The organism is Vreelandella subglaciescola (assembly GCF_900142895.1).
GTDB classification, from domain to species: Bacteria; Pseudomonadota; Gammaproteobacteria; order Pseudomonadales; family Halomonadaceae; genus Vreelandella; species Vreelandella subglaciescola.
The window spans coordinates 1,819,118-1,846,107 of the sequence record NZ_LT670847.1 but is presented as its reverse complement, the minus strand read 5'-3'; the positions used below and the strand labels follow the sequence as shown (position 1 = coordinate 1,846,107).

General features: G+C 62.2%; 25 protein-coding genes. 17 read left to right on the top strand and 8 right to left on the bottom strand.

Annotation, left to right across the window (positions count from 1 at the left end; all coding sequences use genetic code 11):
- Positions 1-47: 47 nt before the first annotated feature.
- The 12 genes from phnD (at position 48) to phnP (ending at position 10,220) form a co-directional block, all read left to right on the top strand.
- Entirely contained in the window at positions 48-1,064 is a 1,017-nt protein-coding gene (gene phnD, locus B5495_RS08645; protein ID WP_079552989.1) for a phosphonate ABC transporter substrate-binding protein, read from the top strand.
- Between the two features lie 68 nt (positions 1,065-1,132).
- Positions 1,133-1,927, top strand: a complete 795-nt coding sequence (phnE, locus tag B5495_RS08640; RefSeq protein WP_079552987.1) for a phosphonate ABC transporter, permease protein PhnE — start codon at positions 1,133-1,135, stop codon at positions 1,925-1,927.
- 60 nt (positions 1,928-1,987) lie between these two features.
- Positions 1,988-2,740 (top strand): phosphonate metabolism transcriptional regulator PhnF, encoded by a 753-nt coding sequence (phnF, locus tag B5495_RS08635; RefSeq protein ID WP_079552985.1) that lies wholly within the window; start codon positions 1,988-1,990, stop codon positions 2,738-2,740.
- Between the two features lie 89 nt (positions 2,741-2,829).
- Positions 2,830-3,276 carry a phosphonate C-P lyase system protein PhnG gene (phnG, locus tag B5495_RS08630; RefSeq protein ID WP_079552984.1) on the top strand — a complete coding sequence of 149 codons (447 nt, stop codon included), beginning with the start codon at positions 2,830-2,832 and terminating at the stop codon, positions 3,274-3,276.
- 2 nt (positions 3,277-3,278) lie between these two features.
- Entirely contained in the window at positions 3,279-4,016 is a 738-nt protein-coding gene (phnH, locus tag B5495_RS08625; protein ID WP_079552983.1) for a phosphonate C-P lyase system protein PhnH, read from the top strand.
- The gene (locus tag B5495_RS08620) at positions 4,016-5,176 is read left to right on the top strand and encodes a carbon-phosphorus lyase complex subunit (protein WP_079552982.1); all 1,161 of its coding nucleotides are present in this window, start codon (positions 4,016-4,018) and stop codon (positions 5,174-5,176) included. Before phnH ends, B5495_RS08620 begins: the two co-directional genes overlap by 1 nt.
- Positions 5,173-6,051, top strand: a complete 879-nt coding sequence (locus tag B5495_RS08615) for an alpha-D-ribose 1-methylphosphonate 5-phosphate C-P-lyase PhnJ (RefSeq protein WP_079552981.1) — start codon at positions 5,173-5,175, stop codon at positions 6,049-6,051. Before B5495_RS08620 ends, B5495_RS08615 begins: the two co-directional genes overlap by 4 nt.
- Positions 6,048-6,866: a phosphonate C-P lyase system protein PhnK gene (gene phnK / locus B5495_RS08610; protein WP_079552979.1), complete on the top strand. Its 819-nt coding sequence runs from the start codon at positions 6,048-6,050 to the stop codon at positions 6,864-6,866. The genes B5495_RS08615 and phnK overlap by 4 nt, the downstream gene beginning before the upstream one ends.
- Positions 6,867-6,906: 40 nt before the next feature.
- Entirely contained in the window at positions 6,907-7,713 is an 807-nt protein-coding gene (gene phnL, locus B5495_RS08605; RefSeq protein WP_079552978.1) for a phosphonate C-P lyase system protein PhnL, read from the top strand.
- Positions 7,703-8,851 carry an alpha-D-ribose 1-methylphosphonate 5-triphosphate diphosphatase gene (locus tag B5495_RS08600; RefSeq protein ID WP_079552977.1) on the top strand — a complete coding sequence of 383 codons (1,149 nt, stop codon included), beginning with the start codon at positions 7,703-7,705 and terminating at the stop codon, positions 8,849-8,851. Before phnL ends, B5495_RS08600 begins: the two co-directional genes overlap by 11 nt.
- The gene (gene phnN / locus B5495_RS08595) at positions 8,851-9,411 is read left to right on the top strand and encodes a ribose 1,5-bisphosphokinase (RefSeq protein WP_079552976.1); all 561 of its coding nucleotides are present in this window, start codon (positions 8,851-8,853) and stop codon (positions 9,409-9,411) included. Before B5495_RS08600 ends, phnN begins: the two co-directional genes overlap by 1 nt.
- 32 nt (positions 9,412-9,443) lie before the next feature.
- Positions 9,444-10,220, top strand: a complete 777-nt coding sequence (gene phnP / locus B5495_RS08590; RefSeq protein WP_079552975.1) for a phosphonate metabolism protein PhnP — start codon at positions 9,444-9,446, stop codon at positions 10,218-10,220.
- Positions 10,221-10,389: 169 nt separating this feature from the next.
- On the opposite strand, the gene djlA is transcribed toward phnP, so the two are convergent.
- The 4 genes from djlA to xseB form a co-directional block, all read right to left on the bottom strand.
- Positions 10,390-11,145: a co-chaperone DjlA gene (djlA, locus tag B5495_RS08585; RefSeq protein ID WP_079552974.1), complete on the bottom strand. Its 756-nt coding sequence runs from the start codon at positions 11,143-11,145 to the stop codon at positions 10,390-10,392.
- A gap of 65 nt (positions 11,146-11,210) precedes the next feature.
- The gene (gene dxs, locus B5495_RS08580) at positions 11,211-13,166 is read right to left on the bottom strand and encodes a 1-deoxy-D-xylulose-5-phosphate synthase (protein ID WP_079552972.1); all 1,956 of its coding nucleotides are present in this window, start codon (positions 13,164-13,166) and stop codon (positions 11,211-11,213) included.
- Positions 13,167-13,169: 3 nt separating this feature from the next.
- Positions 13,170-14,063 carry a farnesyl diphosphate synthase gene (locus B5495_RS08575; RefSeq protein ID WP_079552971.1) on the bottom strand — a complete coding sequence of 298 codons (894 nt, stop codon included), beginning with the start codon at positions 14,061-14,063 and terminating at the stop codon, positions 13,170-13,172.
- Positions 14,057-14,398: an exodeoxyribonuclease VII small subunit gene (gene xseB, locus B5495_RS08570; RefSeq protein WP_079552969.1), complete on the bottom strand. Its 342-nt coding sequence runs from the start codon at positions 14,396-14,398 to the stop codon at positions 14,057-14,059. The genes B5495_RS08575 and xseB overlap by 7 nt, the downstream gene beginning before the upstream one ends.
- Before the next feature lie 253 nt (positions 14,399-14,651).
- Between xseB and serA the strand changes: the two genes are divergently transcribed.
- The 4 genes from serA to B5495_RS08550 all read left to right on the top strand — a co-directional run bounded on the left by serA (position 14,652) and on the right by B5495_RS08550 (position 20,442).
- On the top strand, positions 14,652-15,896 hold the full coding sequence (serA, locus tag B5495_RS08565) for a phosphoglycerate dehydrogenase (RefSeq protein ID WP_079552967.1): 1,245 nt from the start codon (positions 14,652-14,654) through the stop codon (positions 15,894-15,896).
- Between the two features lie 119 nt (positions 15,897-16,015).
- Positions 16,016-16,981 (top strand): oxygen-dependent tRNA uridine(34) hydroxylase TrhO, encoded by a 966-nt coding sequence (gene trhO, locus B5495_RS08560; protein WP_231897141.1) that lies wholly within the window; start codon positions 16,016-16,018, stop codon positions 16,979-16,981.
- Between the two features lie 148 nt (positions 16,982-17,129).
- A complete protein-coding gene (locus B5495_RS08555) occupies positions 17,130-17,951 on the top strand; it encodes an IclR family transcriptional regulator (protein WP_079552965.1) in 822 nt (273 codons plus the stop codon).
- A 124-nt stretch (positions 17,952-18,075) separates the two neighbouring features.
- Entirely contained in the window at positions 18,076-20,442 is a 2,367-nt protein-coding gene (locus B5495_RS08550) for a mechanosensitive ion channel domain-containing protein (protein ID WP_079552963.1), read from the top strand.
- A 125-nt stretch (positions 20,443-20,567) separates the two neighbouring features.
- Here the strand turns inward: B5495_RS08550 and B5495_RS08545 are convergent, their stop codons facing one another.
- Entirely contained in the window at positions 20,568-22,136 is a 1,569-nt protein-coding gene (locus B5495_RS08545; protein ID WP_079552961.1) for a BCCT family transporter, read from the bottom strand.
- 403 nt (positions 22,137-22,539) lie between these two features.
- Between B5495_RS08545 and B5495_RS08540 the strand changes: the two genes are divergently transcribed.
- The gene (locus B5495_RS08540) at positions 22,540-24,537 is read left to right on the top strand and encodes a methyl-accepting chemotaxis protein (protein WP_154045251.1); all 1,998 of its coding nucleotides are present in this window, start codon (positions 22,540-22,542) and stop codon (positions 24,535-24,537) included.
- A 114-nt stretch (positions 24,538-24,651) separates the two neighbouring features.
- Here B5495_RS08540 and B5495_RS08535 read toward each other — a convergent pair whose 3' ends face one another.
- The 3 genes from B5495_RS08535 to B5495_RS08525 form a co-directional block, all read right to left on the bottom strand.
- Entirely contained in the window at positions 24,652-24,942 is a 291-nt protein-coding gene (locus tag B5495_RS08535; protein WP_079552960.1) for a type II toxin-antitoxin system RelE/ParE family toxin, read from the bottom strand.
- Entirely contained in the window at positions 24,935-25,156 is a 222-nt protein-coding gene (locus B5495_RS08530) for a TA system antitoxin ParD family protein (protein ID WP_079552958.1), read from the bottom strand. The genes B5495_RS08535 and B5495_RS08530 overlap by 8 nt, the downstream gene beginning before the upstream one ends.
- Before the next feature lie 230 nt (positions 25,157-25,386).
- A complete protein-coding gene (locus B5495_RS08525) occupies positions 25,387-26,955 on the bottom strand; it encodes a BCCT family transporter (protein ID WP_079552956.1) in 1,569 nt (522 codons plus the stop codon).
- Positions 26,956-26,990 lie beyond the last annotated feature (35 nt).

Below are 26,990 nucleotides of genomic sequence, written 5' to 3'. Positions count from 1 at the left end.
ATCTCACGGTGCGGCGGAAAGTCCGACAGACTGCTAGAGAGAATTCCATGGCTTTCGCGTCCTTTCGTCGCCTGACCTTGCCGCTAATCGCTGGACTCGGCCTCGCCGTCGGTGCTCAGCTTGCTGCCGCCGATACGCTCAAGTTCGGCATCATTTCCACCGAGTCGAGCCAGAACCAGCGGCCGCTGTGGCAGCCGTTCCTCGATGACATGTCACAGAGTCTCGGTATGGAAGTCGAGCCCTTCTTCGCTACCGATTACTCCGCGGTGATTCAGGCTATGCGTTTCGACCAGATCGATCTGGCTTGGTACGGCAACAAGTCGGCCATGGAAGCCGTGGATCGCGCCGGTGGCGAAATCTTTGCCCAGACCATACCGGAAGGCGGCCAACCGGGTTACTGGAGCTTGATGATTGTCAATCAAGACAGCGACCTGCAAAGCATCGACGACGTGCTGGCCAATGCCTCTGACCTGGTGTTCGGCAATGGTGATCCCAACTCCACCTCGGGCTACCTGGTGCCGGGTTACTACGTGTTTGCCAAGAACGGCATCGATGCCTCTACTGCCTTCAAACGCACTCTGAACTCAAGCCATGAGACCAATGCACTGTCGGTCGCCAACCATCAGGTGGATGTCGCCACCTTCAATACCGAAGGCATGGAGCGTCTGGAAATTACCGCGCCGGAGAAAGCCGAGCAGCTACGCGCGATCTGGAAGTCGCCGTTGATCCCGTCCGACCCGCTGGTGTGGCGCACTAACCTGGCTGAAGAAACCAAGACTAATCTGCGCGACTTCTTCCTCACTTACGGTGACAGCGCCGACGAGCAGGCGATTCTCGAGCCGTTGCAGTGGGCTCGTTTCGATGCATCCGACAACGACCAACTGCTGCCGATTCGTCAGTTGGCGCTGTTCAAACAGCGCGCCGAAGTCGCCAAGAACGATGGCCTGTCGGATGCCGATCGTAAAGCGCAGCTCACTGAGCTGGACGCCAAGATCGACGTCCTCGATCAGCGTTTGCAGGAAGTTCAGGCCGCGGAGGCCGGCACCGACGCCACCGCTGGTTGATCCCATCACTGCCAATAGGCCCTGCATGACGGTACGAGCGTGGCTCGTTCGTACCGCCCGGAGAAACCATGAATACGCAAACTCCCCATTCACCGCTCACGCTGCCCAAGCGGCGTAGCTGGACCACGCTAATCGGCTGGTTCGCGCTGATCAGCGTGCTGACCTGGTCCTGGCAGGGCGCCGAGATGCGCCCAGGCATGTTGATCGACAATGCCGACAACATGGCGACCCTGGCCGGCGACTTCTTCCCGCCGTCATGGGGCAATATCGGCCGCTACGTCGACCAGATGCTGGTGACTATTCAGATCGCGATTTGGGGCACGCTGCTGGCGATAGTGGTGGCAGTGCCCTGCAGCCTGCTGTCCTCGGAGAATTTGGTGCCCTGGTGGGTCTATCAGCCCATGCGTCGATTGATGGACGCTACCCGCGCCATCAATGAGCTGGTCTTCGCCATGCTGTTTGTGGTGGCGGTGGGACTTGGACCTTTCGCCGGCACCCTGGCGCTGTTCGTCCATACCACCGGGGTATTGTCCAAGCTTTTCTCTGAAGCCGTCGAGGCCAGCGACGCCGGCCCCATGGAAGGCATTCGCGTGACCGGTGCCGGGCGTATCGAGGAAATCGTTTTCGGGCTGATTCCCCAGGTACTGCCACTGTGGATTTCAGTCAGCCTTTATCGCTTCGAGTCGAACATTCGCTCTGCCACGGTACTCGGCATGGTCGGCGGCGGCGGCATTGGGGTGGCGCTATGGGAAACCATGCGCGGATTCCAGTACGGCGAGACTGCCACCATCATGCTGGTGATCATCGTTGCCGTGATACTTCTTGATATGGCGTCCCAGCGCTTGCGCAAGCGCTTCATCTAGGGCCGGGAATAAAATGGGCAGACAGAGAGGCCCAGAGTCGAGAGTTTTTTAGGAGCCAACATGTCTAGACAACTGACGCCGCAACGCAACGAGAAGGACAGCGAGCCGCGCTATCGGCAGCTGGCAAGCGTTTTGGCCCGGGAGATTCGTGGCCAGCACCGCGCTGGTACCCAACTGCCGAGCGAGGCGGCCCTGGCCAAACGCTTCGCGGTAAACCGCCATACCGTGCGTCGGGCCCTCGATGAATTAGTGGCAGCGGGCATGGTGACCCGTCACCAGGGGTGGGGCACTCAGGTGGTGGATCGGCGGTTGGATTACATGGTTAGCGCCGGTAGCAAGGTCACCCATAACCTCGCAGAGCTCGGGCTCAATATCGAGACCCGCTGTTTAGAACAGGGCCTGATACGACCGCCCGAGGCCATCGCCCAGCGCTTTGGACTGGCTGAAGACGCGCGGCTTTTGTGTGTGGATACGCTGCGCTTTGTGGGCGCTGCACCGCTTTTGCGCCTGCGCCACTGGTTCGACGCCGAACGCTTGCCTGATTGGTGCGAGCGCTATCGCGGCGGTTCGACTCGCGCGCTGCTCGACCAGCACTACGGCCTGCGGCTATCGCGTTCGGGGGTGCGCCTTGAGGCGAGCCAGGCTGACCGCGACGACAGCCGATTGCTGCAGTGCTCCCGGCTTGCGCCGCTGCTGGTGCTGACCAGCGACAACGTCGACGAGACACAGCGCTTGGTGGAGGTCTCTGTGAGCCGCGCCAGAGCTGATCGCGTCGCTTATCACTTTGATTTTCCTAATGAACATGAAGGTTAACGAGGTTTTTACCTCAGCCAGGCCGACAACGACGAGGGCTTATCATGACTCCTGAATTCAGGTCTCCAGAGCGTATGTCTCCAGAGCGTATGTCTCCAGAACAACGTCACCGCATTCTCGCGCTGACGCCTTTCACGCGCCTCAGCGAGGGCTGGGAAACGCTCGGCATCCAGGTTGGCCACCGTCGCGTGCGGGGGCCGGAGACTGGTATGGCCATGGTTCGCGGGCGTATGGGTGGCTCGGGCAATCTGTTCAACCTGGGCGAGATGACCCTGACTCGCGTCAGCGTCGCCCTCGATGATGACACTCCGGGAGGCGGTGCTCTGGGCCACGGCTGGGTGGCCGGACGAGAGTGCGAACACGCCGAACTGATCGCATTGATTGATGCCTGCGCACGGCAACAGCGCTGGGCCAGACACATCGATTCGGAACTGATCAAGCCGCTGTCCCAAACCCTGGCCGCTGAGCATGCCGAGAATTCTCGGGAAGCGGCGGCGACCCGGGTCGACTTTTTCACCATGGTTCGGGGGGAATAACCATGAGCGATGTTGCAGTAAATCAGGTTTCAGCAGACCCGGCTTCAGCCAGCGATGCCGCAGGCGAGCCGCGGCCCCATGACTGGCCATCACTAGATGACGCAGTCCACCACGGTCAACGACTGTTTCGTCAGCTGCTGGGCGCCATGGCCGAGCCTGGTACTTTCGCCGAGATTGACCTGGCCCCGCTGCCTGAGGGTGTGGCGCTGTCGAGCGCGGCCTGGGGAGCGCTGCTGGCGCTGTGTGATCTGGATTCTCGGGTGTGGATTGCCGAAGAACTTAACCGTGATGGCCTGGCGGAGGCCATCGCCTTTCACACCGGGGCGCGCACCGTGACCCGAGCCGAAGAGGCCGATTTTGCGCTGCTGACACCACAGCGCTGCCAGACCATGCCGAGCTTCGCCGGGGGCAGCGACAGCTATCCGGATCGCAGCACCACGCTGATCGTGGTGCTCGAGAGCCTCAGCGAGGTTGTCGACAAACGCTGCGTCGCAGGCAACGAGCGCTGGCGCTTGAGCGGCCCGGGCATTCTTGATAGTCGAGTGCTTGAGCTCAACGTCACGGCTGATGCGCTGATGACGCGGCTAGCCGCCAATCGCGCAGGTTTTCCACTTGGTCTCGACGCTATTTTGACCTCGGCAGAGCGTCTTGCCGCTATTCCTCGCAGTACCCGAATCGAGAGGCTATCTGGCGCTACGTCGCCGGATGGCTCTGCCACCCCAACCGAGGAGGACGCCTGATGTACGTTGCCGTCAAAGGGGGCGAACAGGCCATCGCCAACGCCCATCGCTGGATGGCGGACCGCCGTCGTGGCGACCGCGATCAGGGTGAACTCAGGGTCGACCAGGTTCGCGATCAACTGGGGCTCGCGGTGGACCGTGTCATGGCCGAAGCTTCGCTGCATGACCCGGAGCTCGCCGCTCTGGCGCTGAAACAAGCCAGCGGCGATCTGACCGAAGCGGTGTTTCTGCTGCGCGCTTATCGCACTACCTTGCCAAGACTCGCCGACAGCGTGTCGCTCAAAACCGCCAACATGCGCGTCGAGCGGCGCATCAGCGCCACCTTCAAGGATGTGCCTGGTGGCCAGGTGCTGGGGCCAACCTATGACTACACCCATCGTCTGCTCGATTTCATGCTGTTGGCCGACGGCGAGAAGCCCGCGCCCGAGAAGGCCGAAGCAGCGCTTGAGGCCTGTCCGCAGATCCTTGATGCCCTCGACGCCGAAGGACTGATCGAACAAGAGAACGATGACGGCGCAGAGCCCTGCGACATCACCCGGGATCCGCCAGATTTTCCGGTCGATCGCGCCACCCGCCTGCAGATGCTGGCCCGGGGCGATGAGGGCTATCTGCTGGCGCTGGGCTACTCGACCCAGCGGGGCTACGGACGTAACCACCCCTTCGCCGGGGAGATTCGCCAGGGCGCCGTCGAGGTGGAAATCGAAGTGGAGGGTTTCGATGGCCCGCTGTGCATCGGCGAGATCGTCCTCAGCGAATGCCAGATGATCAACCAGTTCGGCGGCAGCCGCGAGAAGGCACCGCAGTTCACCCGCGGCTATGGTCTGGCCTTCGGGCGCAACGAGCGCAAGACCATGGCCATGGCGCTGGTCGACCGCGCTCTGCGTGCCGAAGAGCTTGGCGAACCGATCCAGGGCCCGGCCCAGCAGGCCGAGTTCGTCCTTGCCCACGCTGACAGCGTCGAGGCCTCCGGCTTCGTTTCCCACCTGAAGCTGCCGCACTACGTCGATTTTCAGTCGGAGCTCGATCTGCTGCGGCGCCTGCGCCGTGAGCATACTGCCCGCTCAGAGACCGGCCGTGGGGAAAACGCGGGCAGCAAAACGCCATCCGCCGATAAGCGCGAATCCTTTGACCCTCAGCGTTCCCAGGAGAGTCCGGCATGAACGCCAGCATTGATGATAAGACCGATAGTGGCTCTAGCAATTACAGCGGCTACAACTTCGCCTACCTGGACGAGCAGACCAAGCGCATGATCCGTCGCGCGCTGCTCAAGGCGGTGGCGATTCCCGGTTACCAGGTGCCCTTCGGCGGCCGTGAAATGCCGATGCCCTACGGCTGGGGTACCGGCGGCATGCAGCTCACCGCCAGCATCCTCGGCGCTGACGACGTGCTTAAGGTGATCGACCAAGGCGCCGACGACACCACCAACGCCGTCAGCATCCGTACTTTCTTTGAGCGCGTGGCCGGGGTCGAGACGACTACCCGAACTCGGGCGGCCAGTGTGATTCAGACCCGCCATCGCATCCCCGAGCGTGCGCTGTCCAAGAACCAGATACTGGTGTTCCAAGTGCCGATCCCGGAGCCGCTGCGCTTTATCGAGCCGAGCGAGGAGGAGACCCGGGTGATGCACGCCCTTGAGGAGTACGGCGTGATGCACGTCAAACTTTACGAGGACATTGCTCGCCACGGCCACATTGCCACCACCTATGCTTATCCGGTCAAGGTCGACGGGCGCTACGTCATGGATCCCTCGCCGATCCCCAAGTTCGACAATCCCAAGCTCGACATGAACGAGGCCCTGATGCTGTTCGGTGCCGGGCGTGAAAAGCGCCTCTACGCCCTCCCGCCTTATACCCGAGTAAAGAGTCTGGACTTCGAGGACCATCCCTTCGAGATCCAGGCCTGGGAGGAGCCCTGCACCTTGTGCGGGGCCACCGACAGCTACCTCGACGAGGTCATTACCGACGACCGCGGCGGGCGCATGTTCGTCTGCTCAGATACTGACTACTGCCAGGACCGTTGCGAGGAGGTGGCATGAAGCGCCCACAGCTTACTCGTCCCGCCTTGCTGGAGGCGCGCGACATCACCCGTTTGTACGGTCCCAACCAGGGCTGCCAGGACATCGATTTCACCCTGCACCAGGGCGAAGTGCTCGGCATCGTCGGCGAATCCGGCTCGGGAAAATCGACCCTTCTGAGAGTGCTGTCGGGGCTCGAGAAGCCCGATGCTGGCCAGGTGTTCTATCACAGCACTGACCAGGCCAGTGCCGTGGCCGGTGAGGCCCGTGACGAGCTTGACCTGTACGCCATCAGTGAGGCGCGGCGCCGGGCGCTGCTGCGCATGGAGTGGGGGCTGGTGCATCAGAACCCTCGCGACGGCCTCCGCCTTGGCGTGTCCGCCGGAGCCAACGTCGGCGAGCGTCTGATGGCGCTTGGCCAGCGCCACTACGGCGACCTGCGAGCCGCTGGCCAGGACTGGATGGGCCGGGTGGAACTCGATCCCGGGCGCATCGATGATGCGCCCATAACCTTCTCCGGTGGCATGCAGCAGCGTCTGCAGATCGCCCGCACCCTGGTCACCAAGCCGCGTCTGGTGTTCATGGATGAGCCCACCGGTGGGCTCGACGTCTCGGTCCAGGCGCGCCTTCTCGACATGCTACGAACGCTGACCCGGGAACTTGGCCTGTCGGTTGTCCTGGTCACCCACGACCTGGCGGTGGCCCGCCTGCTGGCCCACCGACTGATGGTGATGCGCCGCGGTCGGGTGGTAGAGGCTGGGCTGACCGACCAGATTCTTGACGACCCGCAGCACGACTATACCCAGCTGCTGGTGTCATCGGTGCTAACACCATGAGCCGCGTACATCTTAAGGATTCTACCTTCAGGAGCCCGCTATGACGGCGATCAGTCAACCTTTTTTGAGCGCATCAGCGCTCGACAAGACTTTCGAGCTGCACGCCCAGGGTGGCCAGCAACTGACCGTAATGCGTGGCCTCGAGCTGAGCTTGGCGCCGGGCGAATGCCTGGTGCTGGCCGGGCGCAGCGGTATTGGCAAGAGCACCTTGTTGAAGATGGTCAACGGCAATTACCGCGTCTCCGGCGGCAGCCTGACGCTGCACTTCGACGATGGTGAGCTTGAGCTTTCCGACCTGCCGGGCCAAGCCTGGCACGTGCTGCGCCGTGATGTGATTGGCTACGTCAGCCAGTTTCTGCGCGTGGTACCGCGGGTCTCGGCCCGGGAAGTGGTGATGGAGCCGCTTTTGTCCCGTGGCTTTGAAGCGCATGAGGCGCGCAGCCGGGCCGAGACACTGCTCGCCAGGCTCAATCTCCCCGAGCGGTTGTGGGACCTGGCTCCGGGGACGTTTTCCGGCGGCGAGCAGCAGCGCGTCAATATTGCCCGGGGTTTCATCGCCGAGCATCCGCTGCTGCTGCTGGACGAGCCCACCGCCTCGCTGGATAGCGCCAACCGAGATGTGGTGGTCAGACTGATCCAGGAAGCCAAGGCTCGCGGCACCGCGATGCTGGGTATCTTCCACGACGAGGATGTGCGTGCATGCGTCGCCGACCGGTTGCTGCCGATGGAAGGGCATATGCTGGGCGCCGATGAGGCGATGCTCTCTAAACCCCAGCCCGGCTCTCTCTCGACTGCCACGCCAACCGCCACAAAAGCGACACCCAGGAGCCGCTTTGATGAGTGCTAATGCCCAAGTTCTGACCAACGCCCGCCTGGTGCTTGACGACGAAGTCGTCCACGGCAGCCTCGTGATCAAGGACGGACGAATCAAGGCCGTCGAGCGCGGGCCTGTCGCACTGCCCGGTGCCATCGACTGCGAAGGCGATCTGCTGATCCCCGGACTGATCGAGCTGCACACTGACAACATGGAAAAGTACTTCCAACCGCGACCCAAGGTATCGTGGCCGGCGCGGTCGGCGGCTCTGGCCCATGATGCCCAAATGGCGGCCAGCGGTATCACCACTGTGTTCGATGCCGTCTCCATCGGTGACGTCGATGACCAGAGCATGCGCCACGGCGCTCTGCACCAGATGGTCGAGGCTCTGGCCGAGATCAATCGCAGCGGCATGGCCCGGGTTGATCATCGCCTTCACTTGCGCTGCGAGGTCTGTCACCCGGACACGCTGTCGCGCTTTCAGTCTCTGGCCGGAACGCCTGAGCTTGGGCTGGTATCGCTGATGGATCACTCGCCGGGACAGCGCCAGTTCGTCAGCCTTGACGCCTACCGGGTGTATTACAAGGGCAAGCACGGCTTCGATGACGCCGGCCTTGAAGCCTTCATCGAGCGGCAGCAGGCCTTCAGTGCCCAGTATTCGAGCGTCAATCGCCAGGCTATTGCTGATGCCTGTCGCGAGCGCGGTCTGGCGCTGGCAAGTCACGATGATGCCACTGTGGAGCACGTGGCGGAGAGTCTCGAATACGGTACCCGGGTGGCGGAATTCCCTACCACCCAAGAGGCGGCTAGTGCCGCCCACCACAATGGCCTGGCGGTGATGATGGGCGCCCCCAATGTGGTTCGCGGGGGTTCCCATTCCGGCAATATCGCCGCCAGTGAGCTGGTGCGCCTCGGCGTGCTCGATATCCTGTCCTCGGATTACTACCCCGCCGCGTTGCTGGACGCGGTATTCCGGGTTGCCGTGATGGATAACGGCTACGACCTCCCTCGTGCCGTGGCCTGCGCCTCGCGGCGTCCCGCCGAAGCGGTGGGGCTAAGCGATCGTGGCCGCATCGCCGAGGGCCTGCGCGCCGATCTCATTCGGGTGAAGGAAGTTGACGGCCACCCGCTGGTGCAGCGGGTGTGGTGTGCCGGTAAGCAGGTGCACTGATGGGCCAGCTGATCTATCTCATTGGCGCCAGCGGTGTCGGCAAGGATAGCCTGCTGCAGGCTGCACGCAGCGCGTATCCCGAATGGTTGGTGGCGCATCGCTACCTGACCCGGGCAAGCGGTGCCGATGAGGACTGCGTGGCGCTTGGCGACGCCGAGTTCGCGGTGCGCCGCGAACTCGGGTTGCTGTGTCTTGATTGGCACGCCCACGGCCTGAATTACGGCATTGGCGTGGAGGTCGAAGCATGGCTTGCCAGAGGCACTACGGTGCTGCTTAACGGCAGTCGACGGGCCTTGCCGAGAGCGCGTGATCGCTTCGGCGAGGCGCTGGTGGCGGTAGTGGTCACTGCGCCCTCCGAGGTGCTGCGTCGGCGGCTGGTGGAGCGCGGACGGGAATCGCCCGGCGAGATCGAACGCCGACTCGAGCGCCACCGGGAGGTAGCGCGTGAACTGGCCGAGTCCTTTCCCAGGCTCGCCCGGATCGACAACGGCGGGAGTCTTTCCGACAGTCTTGCGGAACTGACAGCGGTGATCGAAGGGCGTTGTTCGTCCCGGATTTAAGGTCTCGGAAAGTCATGGCAGGGGAGCTATCGATGGAGTTTCGATTTGCCGGCACCGGTGATAGTGCCCAGGTGCCACGCTTTGGCTGCGACTGTGCGGCCTGCAATCGAGCGCGGGTGTTTACGAGCCTGCAGCGCGGGCCATGCGCGGCCGAGATCCACGTCGACGGCAAGCGCTATCTGCTCGATGCCGGGCGCATGGACTTGGCCCATAGCTGCGAGATCGAGCGCCCCGCGGCCTTTTTGATCACGCATTATCACGCCGACCATGTTCAAGGGCTGTTCCATTTGCGCTGGGGTGGGGGAGAGCCGATTCCGGTGTATGGCCCGAAGGACGCCCATGGCTGTGCAGACTTGTATCGAAATTCGGGCGTGCTGGACTTTCAGCCCGGACTCAAACCGTTCAAGCCCATTAAGCTCGAGAGCCTGACGGTGACGCCGGTAGCGCTCAACCACTCCAGGCCGACGCTTGGCTACTGTCTCGATGACGGCGGCACGCGGCTTGCCTATCTCACCGATACCCTCGGCCTGCCGATGGAAACCGAGCGTTTCCTGCGTGCCTGGGAGCCCGATGTGGTAGTGCTGGATGCCTGCCACCCTGCGTCCTACGCCACGCCGCGCAACCACAACACCATCACCCAGGCGCTCGACATCATCACTCGCCTCGATCCGCCCCGGGCGTATTTCACCCATATCGGTCACGATCTGGACGCCGAGTGTCTGGACGAACCGCCGGTGCTACCGCCCAATGTGCGCATCGCCCGGGACGGCGAGACTCTGGAAGACTGGGGACGAATGCCGGCGATGTAGCTGCGGGCGTGTTCGAGGTGGCATGCAATGCACAACCGTCGTTTTTTTCAGCTATAGCGGGTGGCGCTGACCACCGGCCTCAACCCGCACAATGAACACTACCTTTCGACCAAGGCGGGCAAGCGCCATTGATATTGAGCGCAAGCGCTAGGGCAAGTGCCTTTTCGCCCTAGCCACGGGCTTTCTGAATCTGCTCGTAGGCGTTGCCGATTTCGGCGGTGCGCTCTTTGGCAACTTCGCGCATGCTTTCGGGCAGCCCTTTGGCAGCAAGTTTGTCGGGGTGGTTTTCGCTCATCAGCTTGCGGTAGGCCTTTTTCACCTCGGCGTCGCTGGCCTCGGATGAGACGCCCAGCACTTGGTAAGAATCCTCAAGCGACGGCCCCTCGTTGGCGGCGGTGTGTGTGCCGCCGCGCAGCATGGCTTCCACCTGAGCGATTTCCGCCTCGGAGCAGCCCAGCCCATGCACCACACGCATGATCATCTCGCGCTCGGCGGGGTGGAGCACGCCGTCGGCGGCCACGGCGGTGAGCTGTACCTGCAAAAACAGCTGGCGCAGTGCCGGCTGACGGCTGGCCATCAGGCGCACCTTGGCCAGTTCGGCATCCAGGTCAAAGTCGTCGCTTTTGCCGCGGTTGAAGTCCGCGCGCGCTTGCGCCCGCTGCGCTTCATTAAGCCGCAGCTTGTCCCACAGCTGGCGCGAGGCTTCCAGCTCGTCTTCGGAGACGTGGCCATCGGCTTTGCACATGCAGCCCATCACCGCAAAGGTCGACGACAGGAACTGCTGCTGGGCGCCGAGCAGTTTGCCGACCATTTTCTGGCGCAGCCGTTTAACCAGCCAGTAGCCCAGCCCGCCGCCGATCAAAAGGCCGATCAGGCCGCCTATTTTATAGCCGATGAAGGCGCCGATCAGGGTGATTATCAACATGGCGTCTCTCTTGAGGTTGTGTCAGTCATTGCATGGGTGAGTCAAAACGGGGTTGGCAAAGGGTGTTAGTCGATGGCCAATCGCCGGCGAATGGCGCGCTCGATGCCGGCGGCGTCCAGCCCGCAGTCGGCCAGCAGTTCGGCCGGTGTGCCGTGCTCGACAAAGGCGTCGGGCAGGCCTAAATGCAGCATTTCGATCTGCATGCCTTCAGCGGCCAGAAGCTCGCCTACCGCGCTACCGGCGCCGCCGGCAATCACGTTTTCTTCAAGCGTGACCAACAGCTCGTGCTCGTCGGCGGCGTGGAGCACGGCGTCGCGGTCCAGCGGTTTAACCGAGCGCATGTTGAAATGCGTCGCGTCCAGCGCCTCGGCGACCTCGGCCGCTGCGGTATTAATGCTGCCGAACGCCAGCAGTGCAATGCGCGGGCCATGGTGCTCGCTATCGTCTACCCCGACACGACTTTCGCGGCAGCGTTCCGCTTGGCCAATGGCAACGGGCTCAAGATGCTCAGGCACGGCAACGCCTGGCCCCGTGCCGCGCGGATAGCGCACCGCCGCCGGCCCCGGATGATGATAGGCCGCGCTGAGCATGGCGCGGCATTCGGCCTCGTTGGCCGGGGCGAGGATGACCATGCCCGGCACGCAGCGCAAATACGACAGATCCATGCTGCCGTGGTGGGTCGGGCCGTCTTCGCCCACCAGCCCTGCGCGGTCAATGGCGAAGGTCACGTCGAGGTTTTGCACCGCCACATCGTGAATCAGCTGGTCGTAGCCGCGCTGCAGAAAGGTCGAATAAATCGCCACTACCGGCTTGGCCGCCTCGCAGGCCATGCCCGCCGCAAGCGTCACGGCGTGCTGCTCGGCAATCGCGACGTCGAAGTAGCGCTCGGGGTATTCCTTCGAGAAACGCACCAGATCCGAGCCTTCGCGCATGGCCGGGGTGATGCCCAGCAGACGCGGGTCGGCGGCGGCCATGTCGCACAGCCACTCGCCGAACACCGCGCAGTATTTGCGTTTGGACGGCGCGGGCGGCCGGGGCGCTTTGGCGTTGGCTTGGGCTTTAGCACTGCCGTCGCCGGGCTTTTCCAGCTTGGTAATCGCGTGGTAGCCGATGGGGTCGGCCTCGGCGGGCCAAAAGCCTTTGCCTTTGCAGGTTTTGATGTGCAGAAACTGCGGGCCGTCGGCGCGGCTCAGGGTGTCGAGCGTCTGGGTGAGCGCGTCCAGATCGTGGCCGTCGACGGGGCCGACGTAGTGAAAGCCCATCTCTTCAAACAGCGTGGCGGGGCTGACCATGCCTTTCATGTGTTCTTCGGTGCGCTTGGCAAGGCTGAGCGCGCCGGGCAGGTGCGAGAGCACCTTTTTGCTTTCTTCGCGCATCTTCAGGTAGGGCGCGCTGGATAGCATCCGCGCCAGATAGGTCGCCATGCCGCCGACGTTTTCCGAAATCGACATTTCGTTGTCGTTGAGCACCACCAGCAGGTTGGCGTTGACGTGGCCGGCGTGCGCCAGCGCCTCGAACGCCATGCCGGCGGTCAGCGCGCCGTCGCCGATAATCGCGCACACGCGGCGGTCGCTGCCCTGGGCGCGGGCGGCGAGCGCCATGCCCAGCGCGGCAGAAATCGAGGTGCTGGAATGCCCCACGCCGAAGGTGTCGTACTCGGACTCGGCGCGGCGTGGAAACGCCGCCAGCCCGCCGTGCTGGCGAATGCGGAGGAGAGCCTCGCGCCGGCCGGTGAGAATCTTGTGCGGGTAGGCCTGATGGCCCACGTCCCACACCAGCCGGTCGTGGGGCGTATGAAACACGTGGTGCAGCGCCACGCTGAGTTCAACCACGCCCAGGCCGGCGCCAAAGTGGCCGCCGGAAACGCCCACGCTATACAGCAGGTAGGCGCGCAGCTCGTCGGCCAGCTGGGAAAGCTGGGCAGGCGACATGGCGCGCAGCGCGGCGGGATGGTCGAAGGTATCGAGCAGCGGCGTGGCCGGGCGCTCGCGGGGGATCTCGTCGAACAGCTTCATGGTCATAGCTTAATGGTCGCGCTCGATGATGTAGTGGGCAAGGTCAGCGAGGGGTTGGGCGCGTTCGCCAAGCGGCGCAAGCGCAGCCACGGCGTCGTCGATCAGCTCCTGGGCCTTGTTCCGGGCACCGTCAAGCCCCAGCAGGCCGGGGTAAGTGGGCTTATCGCGGGCGGCGTCCGCGCCGGCGGCTTTGCCCAGCGTGGTGCTGTCGCCGGTCACGTCGAGCACGTCGTCGTGGACCTGAAACGCCAGCCCGATGGCGCGGGCGTAGTGCGCCAGTGCGTCAAGGCGCGGGTCGTCCCCGGCCACGGCGGTCAGCCCGCCCAGGCGCACGGCGGCTTCGATCAGCGCGCCGGTTTTGTGGGCGTGCATGGTGGCAAGCGCTGCGACGTCAATGGGCTGGCCCACGGCGGCCATATCCAGCGCCTGACCGGCGACCATGCCGTCACGCCCGGCACCGGCGGCCAGCGTTTTGATCAGCGCGCCAAGACGCGGGTGGCCCGTGCCGGCGATAACCTCAAAGGCCAGCGCCTGCAGCGCATCGCCGGCGAGAATCGCCGTGGCCTCGTCAAACGCCTTGTGCACGGTAGGCTGGCCGCGGCGCAGGTCGTCGTCGTCCATTGCCGGCAGGTCATCGTGAATCAACGAATAGGCGTGAACCAGCTCCACCGCGGCGGCGGGAGCGTCCAGCGCGTCGTCGTCAGCGCCCAGCGCCTGGCCGGCCAGATAGACCAGCAGCGGGCGCAGGCGTTTGCCGCCCACCAGCAAGCCGTGGCGCATGGCGGCTTCAAGCCTGGGCGCCGGCGCCGGGCGGGCATCAAACAGCGCCGCCAGCGTGGTTTCTACCCGCGCGCTGCTGGTCTGACGGCGCGCGCTAAGCGTCGCGGCTTGAACGGCTACCATGGCGGCGTCTCCTGACTCGATGTACCACTACTTGATGACTCACTACTCGATGAATCACTGTCCCTGACACCTTCCTTAGACGCTTTTTTGGCATCGTCCGGCGCGGCGAACGGCGTCACTTCAAGGCCACCGGCGCCGTCTTCGCTCAGCGCACGTACCTTGAGCTCGGCGTCGTCCAGGCGTGTTTGTGCCTGACGCGCCAGCCGCACGCCCTGCTCAAACGCGGTGAGAGAATCTTCAAGCGACAGCGCGCCGGTTTCCAGACGCTCTACCAGCGACTCAAGCTGCTCGACCGTCGTGGCAAAATCCTGCGCTGACGTTTCAGTGTCACTCATGGGTGAAAGCCTGCTGAAAAAGATAAACCAAACGAATAAAACGCCGAGTATACACCGCATCCCCCCCGTGGCGTCTGCCCGTGATCGACGAATATGCGTTGGCTTCATGGCCAAAGCGCACACTTTTCATCTGCCTGGGCCCCGCTTAAAGGCCGCCGCTGTGGTAATGTAGGCGCCCTTCACGACGCACCTTCCCCGTGCTTTTTCATGCACCGATACACGGCGTACGCCGTCCACAGAGGTTGATTCAGCCATGGCTAAAACGTCCCTGGACAAGAGCAAGATCAAGATCCTGCTGCTCGAGGGCATCCACCAGAGCGCGGTGGATAGTTTCCATAACGCCGGTTATTCCAATATCGAGCACCTGTCGACGTCGCTGGACGAAGACACGCTGATCGAGAAGATCCGCGACGTGCACTTTATCGGGCTGCGCTCGCGTACGCAGCTTAATGAGCGCGTGTTCGCCGCGGCGGAGAAGCTGGTCGGCGTGGGCTGTTTCTGTATCGGCACCAACCAGGTTGACCTGAACGCGGCGCTTGCGCGTGGAATTGCGGTATTTAACGCGCCGTATTCCAATACCCGCTCGGTGGCCGAGCTAGTGCTGGCCGAGGCGATCATGCTGCTGCGCGGCATCCCCGAGAAAAATGCCCGCGCGCATCAGGGTGGCTGGCTGAAATCGGCCAAGAATTCCCACGAGGCACGTGGCAAGACGCTGGGCATTGTCGGCTACGGCAGCATCGGCGCGCAGCTCTCCGTGCTTGCCGAGTCGCTGGGCTTTCACGTGCTGTATTACGACGTCATCGCCAAGCTGGGCATGGGTAACGCCTCCCAGGTCGCAAGCCTCGACGAGCTGTTCGGCCGCTCGGACGTGGTCAGCCTGCACGTCCCCGACGTGCCCGCCACCCGCTGGATGATCGGCGAGAAAGAAATCGCCGCGCTCAAGCCCGGGGCGATTTTCATCAACGCCTCGCGCGGCAGCGTGGTCGAGATCGAACCGCTGGCGGCAGCGCTCAAGGCCGGCAAGGTGCACGGCGCGGCGGTCGACGTCTTTCCCGTTGAACCCAAGGGCAACGCCGACGAGTTTCAGAGCCCGCTGCGCGGTCTGGAGAACGTGATTCTGACACCGCACATTGGCGGCTCCACCCTTGAGGCGCAGGAAAATATCGGCGTTGAAGTGGCCGATAAGCTGGTGACCTACTCGGATAACGGCACCACCATTACCTCGGTCAACTTCCCCGAAGTGGCGCTACCCGCGCACCCCGACAAACATCGCCTGTTGCACATCCACAATAACGTGCCGGGCGTCATGTCCGAGATCAACCGTGTGCTGTCGGAAAACGGCATCAACATTTCCGGCCAGTATCTGCAAACCAACGCGGCCGTGGGCTACGTAGTGATGGACGTCGACAAGGCCTACGGCCAGGCGGCGCTGGAAGCGCTGAAGCAGGTCGGCAATACGCTGAAAGTGCGCGTGCTGTATTCGTCGCACAACAGCTAGACGGCAGGACGCGGCGGGGCGGTCGGTTAAACGATAGCCGGTTAAACAGCGATCGGTTAAACTACGCGGGTTTTTTCATCCAGGCCGCCCTTTACGCGGGCGATTTCCAGGAGAGCCCCATGACCGATTCATCCATGACCGACCCCGCTGCGTCAGCCCAGACCGTCGTCGCCGCGCTGTATAAATTCGTCAGCCTTGACGACTATGAAGCGCTGCGCGAGCCGCTCCATCAGGCGATGCTGGACAGCGGCATCAAAGGAACCTTGCTGCTGGCGCGGGAAGGCATCAACGGCACCGTGGCCGGCAGCCGAGAAGGCGTCGATGCACTGCTGGGCTGGTTGACCGCTGATACCCGCTTTGCCGATATCGACCACAAGGAATCCTGGTGCGACGCAGCGCCGTTTTACCGCACCAAGGTCAAGCTCAAAAAAGAGATTGTGACCATGGGCGTGCCTGACATCGACCCCAACGATACCGTCGGCACCTACGTCGAGCCCGAGCGCTGGAACGCCATCATCAGCGACCCCGAGGTGCTGGTGATCGATACCCGCAACGATTACGAAGTGGATATCGGCACCTTCAAAGGCGCGGTTGACCCCAAGACCACGTCCTTCCGCGAGTTTCCCGAGTACGTGCGCGAGCACTACGACCCCGCTCAGCATAAAAAAGTCGCGATGTTTTGCACCGGCGGCATTCGCTGCGAAAAAGCCTCCAGCTTCATGCTCAAGGAAGGCTTTGACGAGGTGTTCCATCTCAAGGGCGGCGTGCTTAACTATCTGGAAAAAGTCCCGGAAGAACAGTCACTCTGGCGCGGTGAATGCTTTGTGTTCGACAACCGCGTCACTGTGCGTCACGATCTGGGCGAGGGCGCGTTCGAGCAGTGCCACGCCTGCCGCCGGCCGGTCTCCGCCGAGGATATGCGCTCATCGGCCTACGAGCCCGGCATCAGCTGCCCGTACTGCATTGATTCGCTACCCGAGAAAACCCGCGCGAGCGCCCGCGAGCGCCAGCGCCAGATCGAGCTGGCCGAGGCCCGGGGCGAGCCGCACCCGCTGGGGCATAACCCGCGTCGCAAAAAGGCCTGATCCCCCGGGCGCGCGGCCCGCGTCTGCTACTTTTGTGGAAACCATTTCCATAAACGCGACAACGGCGGGGAAAGCACGTTATCCTGACTTTTTTACGCACAGGTTTTTACATATCAGTTGTGCGCACAGGGATTCAGGAGGAAGTCGGGTGAGTGAAGTGAAGCGCCGATCCGCTGGCCGGCCGGCCAGTTCTGCCAAGGCCAGCGGCGGCCACAGCCAGTCGCTGGTACGCGGCCTCAAACTGCTTGAGCATATTTCGGTCAGCCCCCAGGGGCTGTCGCTATCCGAGCTTGCCGATATGGCCGGACTTGCGCCTTCCACCGCGCACCGGTTGCTTCAGGCGTTGCAGAGCCAGGGGTATGTCACCCAGGAAAACGAGCAGGGACTCTGGCGCATTGACGTCAAGGCGTTTCGCATCGGCAACAGTTTTCTGGAAGCGCGCGACTTCATTGCCACCAGCCGCCCCTACCTGCGCCGGTTGACCAGCGTCACCGGCGAAACCGCCAACCTCGGCATCCGCGATGGCGCCACTGCCGTGTTTCTCGCCCAGCACGAATCTCCGCAGATGATGCGCATGATTACCCGGCTGGGCTCGCGGGCGCCGCTGCATGCCTCCGGCGTGGGCAAGGCGCTGCTGGCCTGGACGCCCGACGACGAGCGTGTACAGCTGCTGGAAGGCCGTGAGCTGACCCGCGTAACCGAAAATACCCTGTACACCCCGGATACGCTGCAGGACGAAATGGCGCGCATCCGTGCCCAGGGCTTTGCCTGCGACCGCGAAGAACACGCCATCGGCCTGCACTGCGTGGCTGCCTGCGTGTACGACGAGCACGGCACACCGCTGACGGCGATTTCGGTTTCCGGCCCCATGGCGCGCATCCCCGAGACGCGGCTGATGGAGCTTGGCGGGCTGGTGCAGGACACCGCCGCCGAGATCACCGCGCAGCTGGGTGGGCAGGTGCCAAGCTAGGCTGGGTCTGAAAAGAGCCTTGTGCTTCGTGGACAACACCTTGATTCTCCTTGGCGTAAGAAAGATCATCGGCACCTTGCGTTGCCAAATCATCCGACTCACCCAACCCCGAGGAGACAACGGTGTGACGCCATTACGATTGCTACCCAAGCTGGGAGCCTGGCTATGCCTGTGGCTGCTGGCCGCGGTGATGCTTAGCGCCCCGGCGCTGGCTCAAACGTCGCCGAGCGATGCCGCCGGGGCCGAAGGCGACACGGCCACCTACGCCACACTGGCCGACCTGCTGGAAAACGACCAGTCTCGCCAGAAGCTGGTCGAGCTGCTGCGCAACCAGGCCGCTGATCTGCCGGAAGGCGCCGTTCAGCAGCAGCTCCCCGAGCAGTTGCCCGCACAAGCCGCCCAGGGCAGCGACATCGCCCCCGAAGATGTTTCGCTGCCACGCCAGATCGCCGAGGTCACCAGTAACGTGGTCGGTGGCGTGGGCACCCAGCTTGGGCAGCTGCTGGAGATTGCCCGCGGGCTGGTTAGCGGCGACGGTGCCGGCAGCTTTGATACCGGCGCGTTTGTCAGCGCCACGATTAACCTTGGGCTGGTCATTGCTGCGACGTTTTTGCTGTTTATCGCTTGCCGCCGGCTGGCCAAGCCGCTGTTCACCCGCATCAGCGGCTGGTCGCGGCGCGGCGACTACACGCCGGTACTGCGGCTGGTGGCCTGCGTGGCGGTGGCCGCGCTGATCGACGTGCTGATCGTGGTGCTGGCCTACGTGGGCGGCAACCTGATCGCCACCTTTGCGGTGGGTCAGAGCGGTGACCTTTCTACCCGCGCCTCATTGTTTTTAAACGCCTTTCTGGTCATCGAGCTGATCAAGGCGGCGGTGCGCATGCTGTTTTCTTCGCGCTACGAAGGACTACGCCTGCTGCCCATTTCTGCCCCCGAGGCGTCCTACTGGAACCGCTGGATCGCGCGGCTGGTCGGCATGGTCGGCTACGGGCAGATGGTGGCCGTGCCGCTGGTCAACTACTACCTCGCCGCCTCGCTCGGTCAGGCGCTGGGTACGCTGATTACCGTCGCCGCCTTTATCTACGCGGTGGTCGTGGTACTCAAAAACCGCCTGCGTTTGCGTACAAGCATTAACGCTGCCGCCGCGCGCAGCACGCTTGCCGCCAGCCGCATTGCGCTGCAGCTGCTCGCTCGCACCTGGCATCTGCTGGCGCTGATCTACTTTATCGGGGTGTTTGTGATTACCCTGCTGAGCCCCGTTGAGGCGCTGCCGTTCGTGCTGTTTGCCACGCTGCAAACGCTCATCGCCGTGGTGGTGGGGCTGTTGCTGTCGTCGTTTTTGTCGCAGACCATCGGGCGGCGCATTCAGCTCTCGGCCGACATGAACCGCAAGCTGCCGATGCTCGAAAAACGCCTGAACAGCTACGTGCCCAACATGCTGCGCGTGCTGCGCACCTTCATTCTGGTGGCGGTCATCATGGTGGTGCTGAACGCCTGGTACGTGTTTGACCTGGCCGCCTGGTACGCCTCCCAACAGGGCATCGCACTGGTCAGCAAGCTCATCCATGTAGTCATTATCCTGATCGTCGCGCTGGCGGTATGGTTGGGGCTGGCTAGCTTGATCGAGCACAAGCTCAACCCCGACACCGGCAGGGGCGAACCCACGGCGCGTGCCAAAACGCTGCTGAGCCTGTTTCGCAACGCGCTGATCATTACCATGATCACCATGACCGGCATGATCGTGCTGGCCGAAATCGGCATCAACATCGGGCCGCTGATTGCCGGCGCCGGTGTGCTGGGCCTGGCCATCGGCTTTGGCTCGCAAAAGCTCGTTCAAGACGTGATTACCGGCGTGTTCATCCAGATCGAAAACGCCATGAACACCGGTGATGTCGTCACCGCGGGCGGCGTGACCGGCACCGCCGAGCGCTTCAGTATTCGCTCGGTGGGCATCCGCGATCTTGCCGGCACCTACCACATCGTGCCGTTCTCAAGCGTGGACACAGTGGCCAACTACATGCGCGAGTTTGCCTATCACGTGGGTGAGTACCGCATTGCCTACAATGAAAGCATCGACCATGCGGTTGAGCAGCTGCAGGTCGCCTTTGCTGATCTGCAGGCAAGCGACGAGCACAGCCACAAACTGCTCGAAGAGCTGACCGTGGCCGGTGTGACCTCGCTGGCCGACAGTTCGGTGAACATCCGCGTGATGATCATGACCACGCCGGGCGATCAGTGGGCCGTGGGCCGTGCCTACAACCGCTTGGTCAAGCTGCGCTTCGACGACGCCGGCATCGAGATCCCGCGTCCGCATACCACGCTGTACTTCGGCGAGCGCAAGGACGGCAGCGCGCCGGCGGCCAACATCCGCGTGCTCGATTCCACCTCGGTCGAGAGCACCGGACCTAAGCGCCGCGACGACCCAAGCCGCGGCGTGCAGACCGGCCAAAATGCGGACTACACCAAACCCACCGATGACGACGTGGACTGAGGTAGAGACGCCTCAGCACTGGGTAGAAAAAAGCACCATGCAGAAACGCCAACGGGCCGCTAAATAGCGGCCCGTTGGCGTTTGGGACGACGTTAAGCGTGAGCTAACGTCTTACAAGCAAGTGCTTATTCAATAATGCCCTGCTCGCGCGCCATGGCGTAGGCCGCCTGCGGGCCGTTCCACAGCGTCGGTAGCAGTATGAGTGACACCGGCACTGCCGCCAGCACGATAAACTGCTGCAGCGCGCCGACCTGGCCGGCACCCATTTGCAGCAGAATGCCTGCCATCAGCGCCATCGCAAGGCCCCAGAAGGCACGCACTTTCGGGCTCGGGTCGTCGTGGCCAGCGCCTACCACGGCAATCGCATAGCTCATGGAGTCGCCGGTGGTGGCCACAAAGATAGTGGTCAGCAGCAGGATCGCCAGCGCCATCCAGGTGCCGCCGGGCAGCGCCTGGGCCACGGTGAGCGTTGCGACGTCAAACTGGAAGTTGTTCAGCGCGTCGGTCAGGTCAATCACGCCTTCAAGCTGGTAGTAGATGCCTGAGCCGCCCAGCAGGGTAAACCACACGGTGGTGGCAATCGGCGCTATCACGGCGACGGCGATAATCATCTCGCGGATGCTGCGCCCGCGGGAAATCCGCGCGACAAAGATCGCCATCAGCGGGGCGTAGCCGATAAACCAGGCGAAGAAGAACACCGTCCACCACTGCATCCACCAGTCCGGCGCGGTGTCTGCGGTCATGGTCGCCATGGCGAAGAAATTGGTGGCGTAGGAGCCCATGCTCGAGAGGTAGGTATTGATGTAAAACAGCGTCGGCCCGAAGAGGACAATCACCGCGCCAATCGCCAGCGCCAGAAAGACGTTAAAGCGGCTCAAAAACTGGATACCGCGATGAATACCGGTCATCGCCGAGATCACGTAGACCGCGGCCAGCGTGATCAACACCGCCACCTGGGTGGCGAAGCTATCCGGCGCACCGAACAGCTCGTGCAGGCCGAAGCTGACCTGGGTAGAAAGAAAGCCGATGGGCCCTACGGTGCCGGCGACCATGGAAATAACGCACAGTGCATCAATCACGCCGCCCAGCGGGCCGCTCATCAGGCGTTCGCCCAGCACCGGGTAAAGCAGGGTGCGCGGCTGCAGCGGCTGGCCTTTTACGTAGTGCGCGTGTGCCAGCACAATCGCGGCGAGCGTGCCCAGCACCGCCCAGGCAAGAAAGCCCCAGTGCATGAACGACTGCGCCAACGCGCCGGCAACGGCGCCGGCAGTGCCCGGCTCGGTATCCAGCGCCGGCGGGGTGACCACAAAGTGATACACCGGCTCGCCTGCGGCAAAGAACACCCCGCCGCCGGCCAGCAGCGTACACAGGATGATCGACAGCCACTTGAAGGTGCTCATCTCCGGCTTATCGAGATTGCCGATCTTGGCCTTGGCCGCCGGCGTTGCCGCAAGGCCCATAGCGATAAAAAACGTCGCCAGCAGCAGCAGTTGAAAGTAGGAGCCTAGCGTAACCGCCGTCCAGGCAAAGCCAGCGCTGACGCCGTTGGCCACCATATCGAGGTCATAAAGCGACAGCAGTATGAAGGCGATGATAAAGCCGATGCTTAAAATAAGTACTACCGGATCACCAAGAGCGCGAAGCCCTTTAGGTTGGGGCGTACTATCAGACGTACTATCAGACGATTGAGGCATGCGTTACACCGTTCAAGTTGGGAAGTGGTTGATGAAGTGGTTGATAAAGTCGTTGCGTTGAGAAGGTCGTTGGCGTGAAAAAACGGTCGGATGGGGAAAATAGTTAAAAAAAAACGCCATTCATTGAATGGCGCGATATAAAAAGTCGGCATATCTTAGCATAGCCATGGTGGCGGGTCGAATAAAGATAGAACGATCATTCTATATGCGGCGCCAGCTTCAGTGTGAAAGTTTGTGTGCCAGTGTAATTTTTTATATTAATCCCTTCTAAAGTCTCAACTTATTCCAGCGCATGCCGATAAACGCCCAAGGGCGGATTGATACGCAACGTCGGCATCGCCGCGCCTATTCGTTTGTAGTTGTAGTTCGTCTTTTTTGGAACCCCTGGGCCAGGAAGCTAACCATGTCGATTCGCGCAAAACTTATTCTCGGAGTGGCTATTGCCCTTCTCACCTGTATTGGCGCCATGCTGTGGCTCAACATTGCCCAGATAAAAGGGCTGCTGGACCGCTACCTGATCGATACGGCTCTGCCGGTCAGCACCGCCTCTATTGCCCATGAAATTGATGCCGAGCTGACCGGGCCGATCACCGCCGCCTGGGCTATTTCCGACAACACCCTGATGCAGGATTGGGCGGAGCGCGGTGAGCCGACCTACGAACTGGACTCCGTCACGGGATTTCTCTCTCAGGTTCGCGAGAATCTGGGGGCCCATGCCGCGTTTTTTATTCCGCTTGAAAGTGGCAATTACTACACCGATGCAGGGCTGGTGCGTACGCTCGATCAGCAAGGGCAGGGGAAAGACGACTGGTTCTACGACTTTCTGGATAGCGGTGTCACCGAGCAATACAGCCTTGATAAGGACAAAGCCGACGACACCTTTGCTCTTTACATCAACAGGCGCGTGGAAGCCGACGGCGAGCCGCTGGGCATTGCCGGCATCGGCATGGGCATGGACACCATGAGCGACCTGATCCGCGATTTCCGCTTCGGTGACAGCGGTATCGTTTATATGGTCGACGAAGGCGGCAGCATCGTCATTCACCCCGACGAGAGCATGATCAACAAGCAGATGTCCGGCCACATGTCGGCACAGACGATGCAAACGCTGCTGCGGGATAACGCCACCACGGCGGAGGAAAACGTCAGCTTTGCCGAGTTCAACCAGAACGGCGCTGACTATGTCGCACTCAGCACGCCGCTGGCGTTCGGCGGCTGGCGCGTGGTCATGGAAGTTCCCTCGCAGCAGATTTATGGCGCGCTGAATCAGGCGACCTGGCGTGCCCTGCTGACCGGGCTGGTGCTCGCGCTTATTTTCCTCGGGCTGGCCTACTGGGGCGCTATTCACATCACCCGGCCCATCCGCCGCACCGCCGACGCCATGCGCGACATCGCCGAAGGGCGCGGTGACCTGACCCGCCGCCTCACGGTGGAAAGCAACGACGAGGTGGGCAATCTGGCCACGCAGTTCAACGCCTTTGTCAGCCGCATGCAGGAGACACTGCTGGACGTGCGCCGCAGCAGTGTCAGCGTTCATAATGCCACCGGGCATATGTCCCAAAGCGCCGACGAGCTGGCTACCCGCACCGAGCAGGCCGCGGCCAACCTGCAGGAAACCTCCGCTTCAATGGAAGAAATCACTTCCACGGTGAACCACAGCGCCGACAACGCCCAGCAGGCCAACCAGCTGGTGCTTTCGACCGCTGAGGTGGCGCATCAGGGCGAAGATGCGATGGGGCAGGTGGAAACCACCATGCAAGACATCAACGACTCCGCCACGCGCATCAGCGAAATCATCACCATGATCGATGCCATCGCCTTCCAGACCAACATCCTCGCGCTTAACGCCTCGGTCGAAGCCGCCCGCGCCGGCGAGCACGGGCGCGGCTTTGCCGTGGTCGCCCAGGAAGTGCGTACGCTGGCCAGCCGCTCAAGCGATGCCTCGCGCGAAATTCGCGGGCTGATCGACACCTCGGTCAAGCACACCCAGTCGGGCGCCGAGCTGGTACGCAATGCCGGCAGCACCATGCGTGAGATTGTCGCCAGCGTCGCCAAAGTGACCGACGTGATCGGCGAGATCACCGCGGGCGCCAAAGAGCAAAGCGCGGGCATCGGCCAGATCAACACCGCCGTAGCCGAAATGGACACCATGACCCAGCAAAACGCCACCATGGTGCAGGAATCCACCACTGCCGCCGCCGACATGCGTCGCCACGCCGAGCACCTGAGCGGGCTGATCAACACCTTCGTCCTCGGTGAAGACGCCAGCCAGCCCGGCCTCAAACGCCCGGCGCTGTCATCGTCTGCCCCGTCGCGTCAGGCGCCAGCCCCGGCCCCCAGAAGCCAGGCCCCGGCCCGCACGCCGGTCACCACCAGCGAAGACGACTGGGAAGAGTTTTAACGGGAAAGAGCTTTAACGGGGAGCGTTGAACCCCAGTCTTGCAAGACGCGCTAATGAAAACGGGCACCGCCAACGCGGTGCCCGTTTTTTCATGTTTTATCGTCTATGCCGTGGCTACGAGCGCCGTTTGGTGTCCCGATAAACGTTTTCGTGGGAGCCAAGTGCCATCAACTCAAGCGTTAGGGTGCCATCATCAAAGCTGTAGCCTAACAGGGTGAGTTGTTGGCCCATCTTGAACTTGTAGACGCGCAGAAAGGCCAGGTCGCCTTTCATTAGCTCCCCCAGTTTAGGCGTGGCCATTAGCGTTTTGATGGCGGCATCCAGCTCCTGCTTCTGATTCGGCTTTAGCTTTTTCGCCGCCTTCTTGAACGTGGGTGTTTGTAAAACCCGGGTCGCTTTAGCCAAAGTCGTAATCCTTGAGCTCGCCCGCTTCTCGCTCCGCCTCCGCGACAATCGCTCGCTTGACGAATTCATAAGGCAAGTCGGGGTTGTCTTCCATGATCTTGCCAATTTTAGCCCAGTGCTCAATCTGCTTGGGCGGCGTCCGGTTGAGCGCTTTGGCCATTGTCGTCGCTTTTTCGATCAGCTCCTGATCTAACCGTATGCTGGTTGTTGCCATGATGTTTGCCTCTATTGGGGGCTTTAAACCAAGTGTAGCTAATTGCCACAAACGTGGCAATTAGCCTCAGTGGCCACGCCGGTCGCGCAGCGCAGCTGCCCTCCTACAATTAGACATGGTGCATTGGTCAGGTTTTGTAGGAGGCCGGTTTACCCACACCCCGGGCACAAGTATCGGGCGATGCAGGCCGCAGGCCTGCTTGGTCGCGCCCCACATCGTTACTTCGTCTACTACCGCACGCCGGCGTTACGAATGGCCTCCCGTGAAACATCGCCGTAATCTTCGCGCATCCAGCGGATCATGCCGTAGTTCATGATCACCAGTACCACCAGTAGCGGTATGGCCGTGACGATGGCCGCCGTCTTGATCGTATCCAGCGGCGCGTCGATGAAGATCATCATCAGCGGCATCACGGTAACCATCACGCACCAGAACACACGGTGGCCCGGCCCCGGATCCTGATGGTTGCTCAGGTGGCGGGTCGCCGTGGCGGCGAGAGTATACGACGCTGAATCCAGCGTAGACACGAGGAACAGCATGGAGACGACGACGAAGAACAGAATGAACAGGCTCGGTGCCGGCAGCAGACTCATGACGTTCAGAATGGCCGCGTTACCGCCATCCACCGACAGATTGCCGGCCACGTCTACCAGCTGCTTGATATTGGCGTCCATGCTGAAGTTTTCGAGGATGCCGAAGAACACCCAGCAGCCTACGCTGCCGGTGATCAGCATGTTCATGATCACTTCCTTGATGCGCCGCCCCTTGGAAATACGCGCCACAAAGATGCCCATGAACGGCGTGTAGGTAATCCAGTAGAGCCAATAGAACATCGTCCACGATTTGGGGAAGGAATCGCCCGCCACCGGCGACGTCCACAGGCTCATATGGATGAAGTTGTTGAACATCAGCCCCAGCGCGTTGACCGAGCTGTCGATGATGAACAGCGTCGGGCCGATCGCCAGAATCAGCGCCACGAAGATGATGGCCAGAATGGTGTTGAAGTTGGTGACCCGCCTGACGCCTTTCTCGATGCCCAGGTACGCACTTAGGGTAAAGGCAACGGAAATCAGGGCAACAAGGATCAGGTTCAGGGTAAAGCTGCTTTCGATGCCCAGCACCCGGGCAATGCCCTGCGACAACAGCGGCACGCTCAGGCCCAGGGTAATGCTCAACCCGCCGATACAGGTGAAGATGAAGATGATATCAATGAGCTTGCCGACCAGCCCCGTCGAACGGATGCCGAGGATGCGGGCGACGAGAGAGCTCAGGCTCATCCCTTCATTTTTACGCACATAAACGTGGTAGGCGATGGGCAGCACCGCCATGCAGTAAAGGCTCCAGGCGCTGATGCCCCAGTGGAAGAAGTTATACGCCAGCGACCAGGAGTAGGCAGCGTCCGACTGCGGCTCGATGCCCAGGCCGGGGGTATTATAGTAGAACGCCCATTCAATGAACGCCCAGTAGACGGTGGCCGAGCCCAGCCCCGCCGTGAGCATCATCGCAATCCAGCTTTTGGTAGTGAAGTCGGGAGGGCCGTCGCCCAGGCGGATCTCGCCGTAACGGCTCAGCGCGATGATGGTCAGAAATATCACGCAGCCGAAGGTGAACAGCAGTACGGCGGAACCGAACATATTGGTCAGGGTGGTGAATATCGCGTTAGCAACCCTGGTGCCCGCCTCCGGCGCAATGGCCAGGCCGACGATCAGCGCCACAATGACGCTCAGGCTGACCAGTATCAACGTCGGGTCGAAGCTGTTGTTGACGTCTCTTGCGGTGTAGGTTTTTTTTGAACTCATGCAATCTCGTTGGGTGTAAACCCCATTAAGAAACC

Coding starts and splice junctions, on each gene's coding strand:
- B5495_RS08600 (WP_079552977.1), top strand. CDS start 7,703: ATGAGTGCTAATGCCCAAGTTCTGACCAACGCCCGCCTGGTGCTTGAC.
- phnG (WP_079552984.1), top strand. CDS start 2,830: ATGTCTCCAGAACAACGTCACCGCATTCTCGCGCTGACGCCTTTCACG.
- B5495_RS08525 (WP_079552956.1), bottom strand. CDS start 26,955: ATGAGTTCAAAAAAAACCTACACCGCAAGAGACGTCAACAACAGCTTC.
- B5495_RS08575 (WP_079552971.1), bottom strand. CDS start 14,063: ATGGTAGCCGTTCAAGCCGCGACGCTTAGCGCGCGCCGTCAGACCAGC.
- phnH (WP_079552983.1), top strand. CDS start 3,279: ATGAGCGATGTTGCAGTAAATCAGGTTTCAGCAGACCCGGCTTCAGCC.
- B5495_RS08615 (WP_079552981.1), top strand. CDS start 5,173: ATGAACGCCAGCATTGATGATAAGACCGATAGTGGCTCTAGCAATTAC.
- trhO (WP_231897141.1), top strand. CDS start 16,016: ATGACCGATTCATCCATGACCGACCCCGCTGCGTCAGCCCAGACCGTC.
- phnN (WP_079552976.1), top strand. CDS start 8,851: ATGGGCCAGCTGATCTATCTCATTGGCGCCAGCGGTGTCGGCAAGGAT.
- B5495_RS08545 (WP_079552961.1), bottom strand. CDS start 22,136: ATGCCTCAATCGTCTGATAGTACGTCTGATAGTACGCCCCAACCTAAA.
- dxs (WP_079552972.1), bottom strand. CDS start 13,166: ATGACCATGAAGCTGTTCGACGAGATCCCCCGCGAGCGCCCGGCCACG.
- djlA (WP_079552974.1), bottom strand. CDS start 11,145: ATGTTGATAATCACCCTGATCGGCGCCTTCATCGGCTATAAAATAGGC.
- phnD (WP_079552989.1), top strand. CDS start 48: ATGGCTTTCGCGTCCTTTCGTCGCCTGACCTTGCCGCTAATCGCTGGA.
- B5495_RS08540 (WP_154045251.1), top strand. CDS start 22,540: ATGTCGATTCGCGCAAAACTTATTCTCGGAGTGGCTATTGCCCTTCTC.
- phnK (WP_079552979.1), top strand. CDS start 6,048: ATGAAGCGCCCACAGCTTACTCGTCCCGCCTTGCTGGAGGCGCGCGAC.
- phnE (WP_079552987.1), top strand. CDS start 1,133: ATGAATACGCAAACTCCCCATTCACCGCTCACGCTGCCCAAGCGGCGT.
- xseB (WP_079552969.1), bottom strand. CDS start 14,398: ATGAGTGACACTGAAACGTCAGCGCAGGATTTTGCCACGACGGTCGAG.
- phnL (WP_079552978.1), top strand. CDS start 6,907: ATGACGGCGATCAGTCAACCTTTTTTGAGCGCATCAGCGCTCGACAAG.
- serA (WP_079552967.1), top strand. CDS start 14,652: ATGGCTAAAACGTCCCTGGACAAGAGCAAGATCAAGATCCTGCTGCTC.
- phnF (WP_079552985.1), top strand. CDS start 1,988: ATGTCTAGACAACTGACGCCGCAACGCAACGAGAAGGACAGCGAGCCG.
- phnP (WP_079552975.1), top strand. CDS start 9,444: ATGGAGTTTCGATTTGCCGGCACCGGTGATAGTGCCCAGGTGCCACGC.
- B5495_RS08620 (WP_079552982.1), top strand. CDS start 4,016: ATGTACGTTGCCGTCAAAGGGGGCGAACAGGCCATCGCCAACGCCCAT.
- B5495_RS08530 (WP_079552958.1), bottom strand. CDS start 25,156: ATGGCAACAACCAGCATACGGTTAGATCAGGAGCTGATCGAAAAAGCG.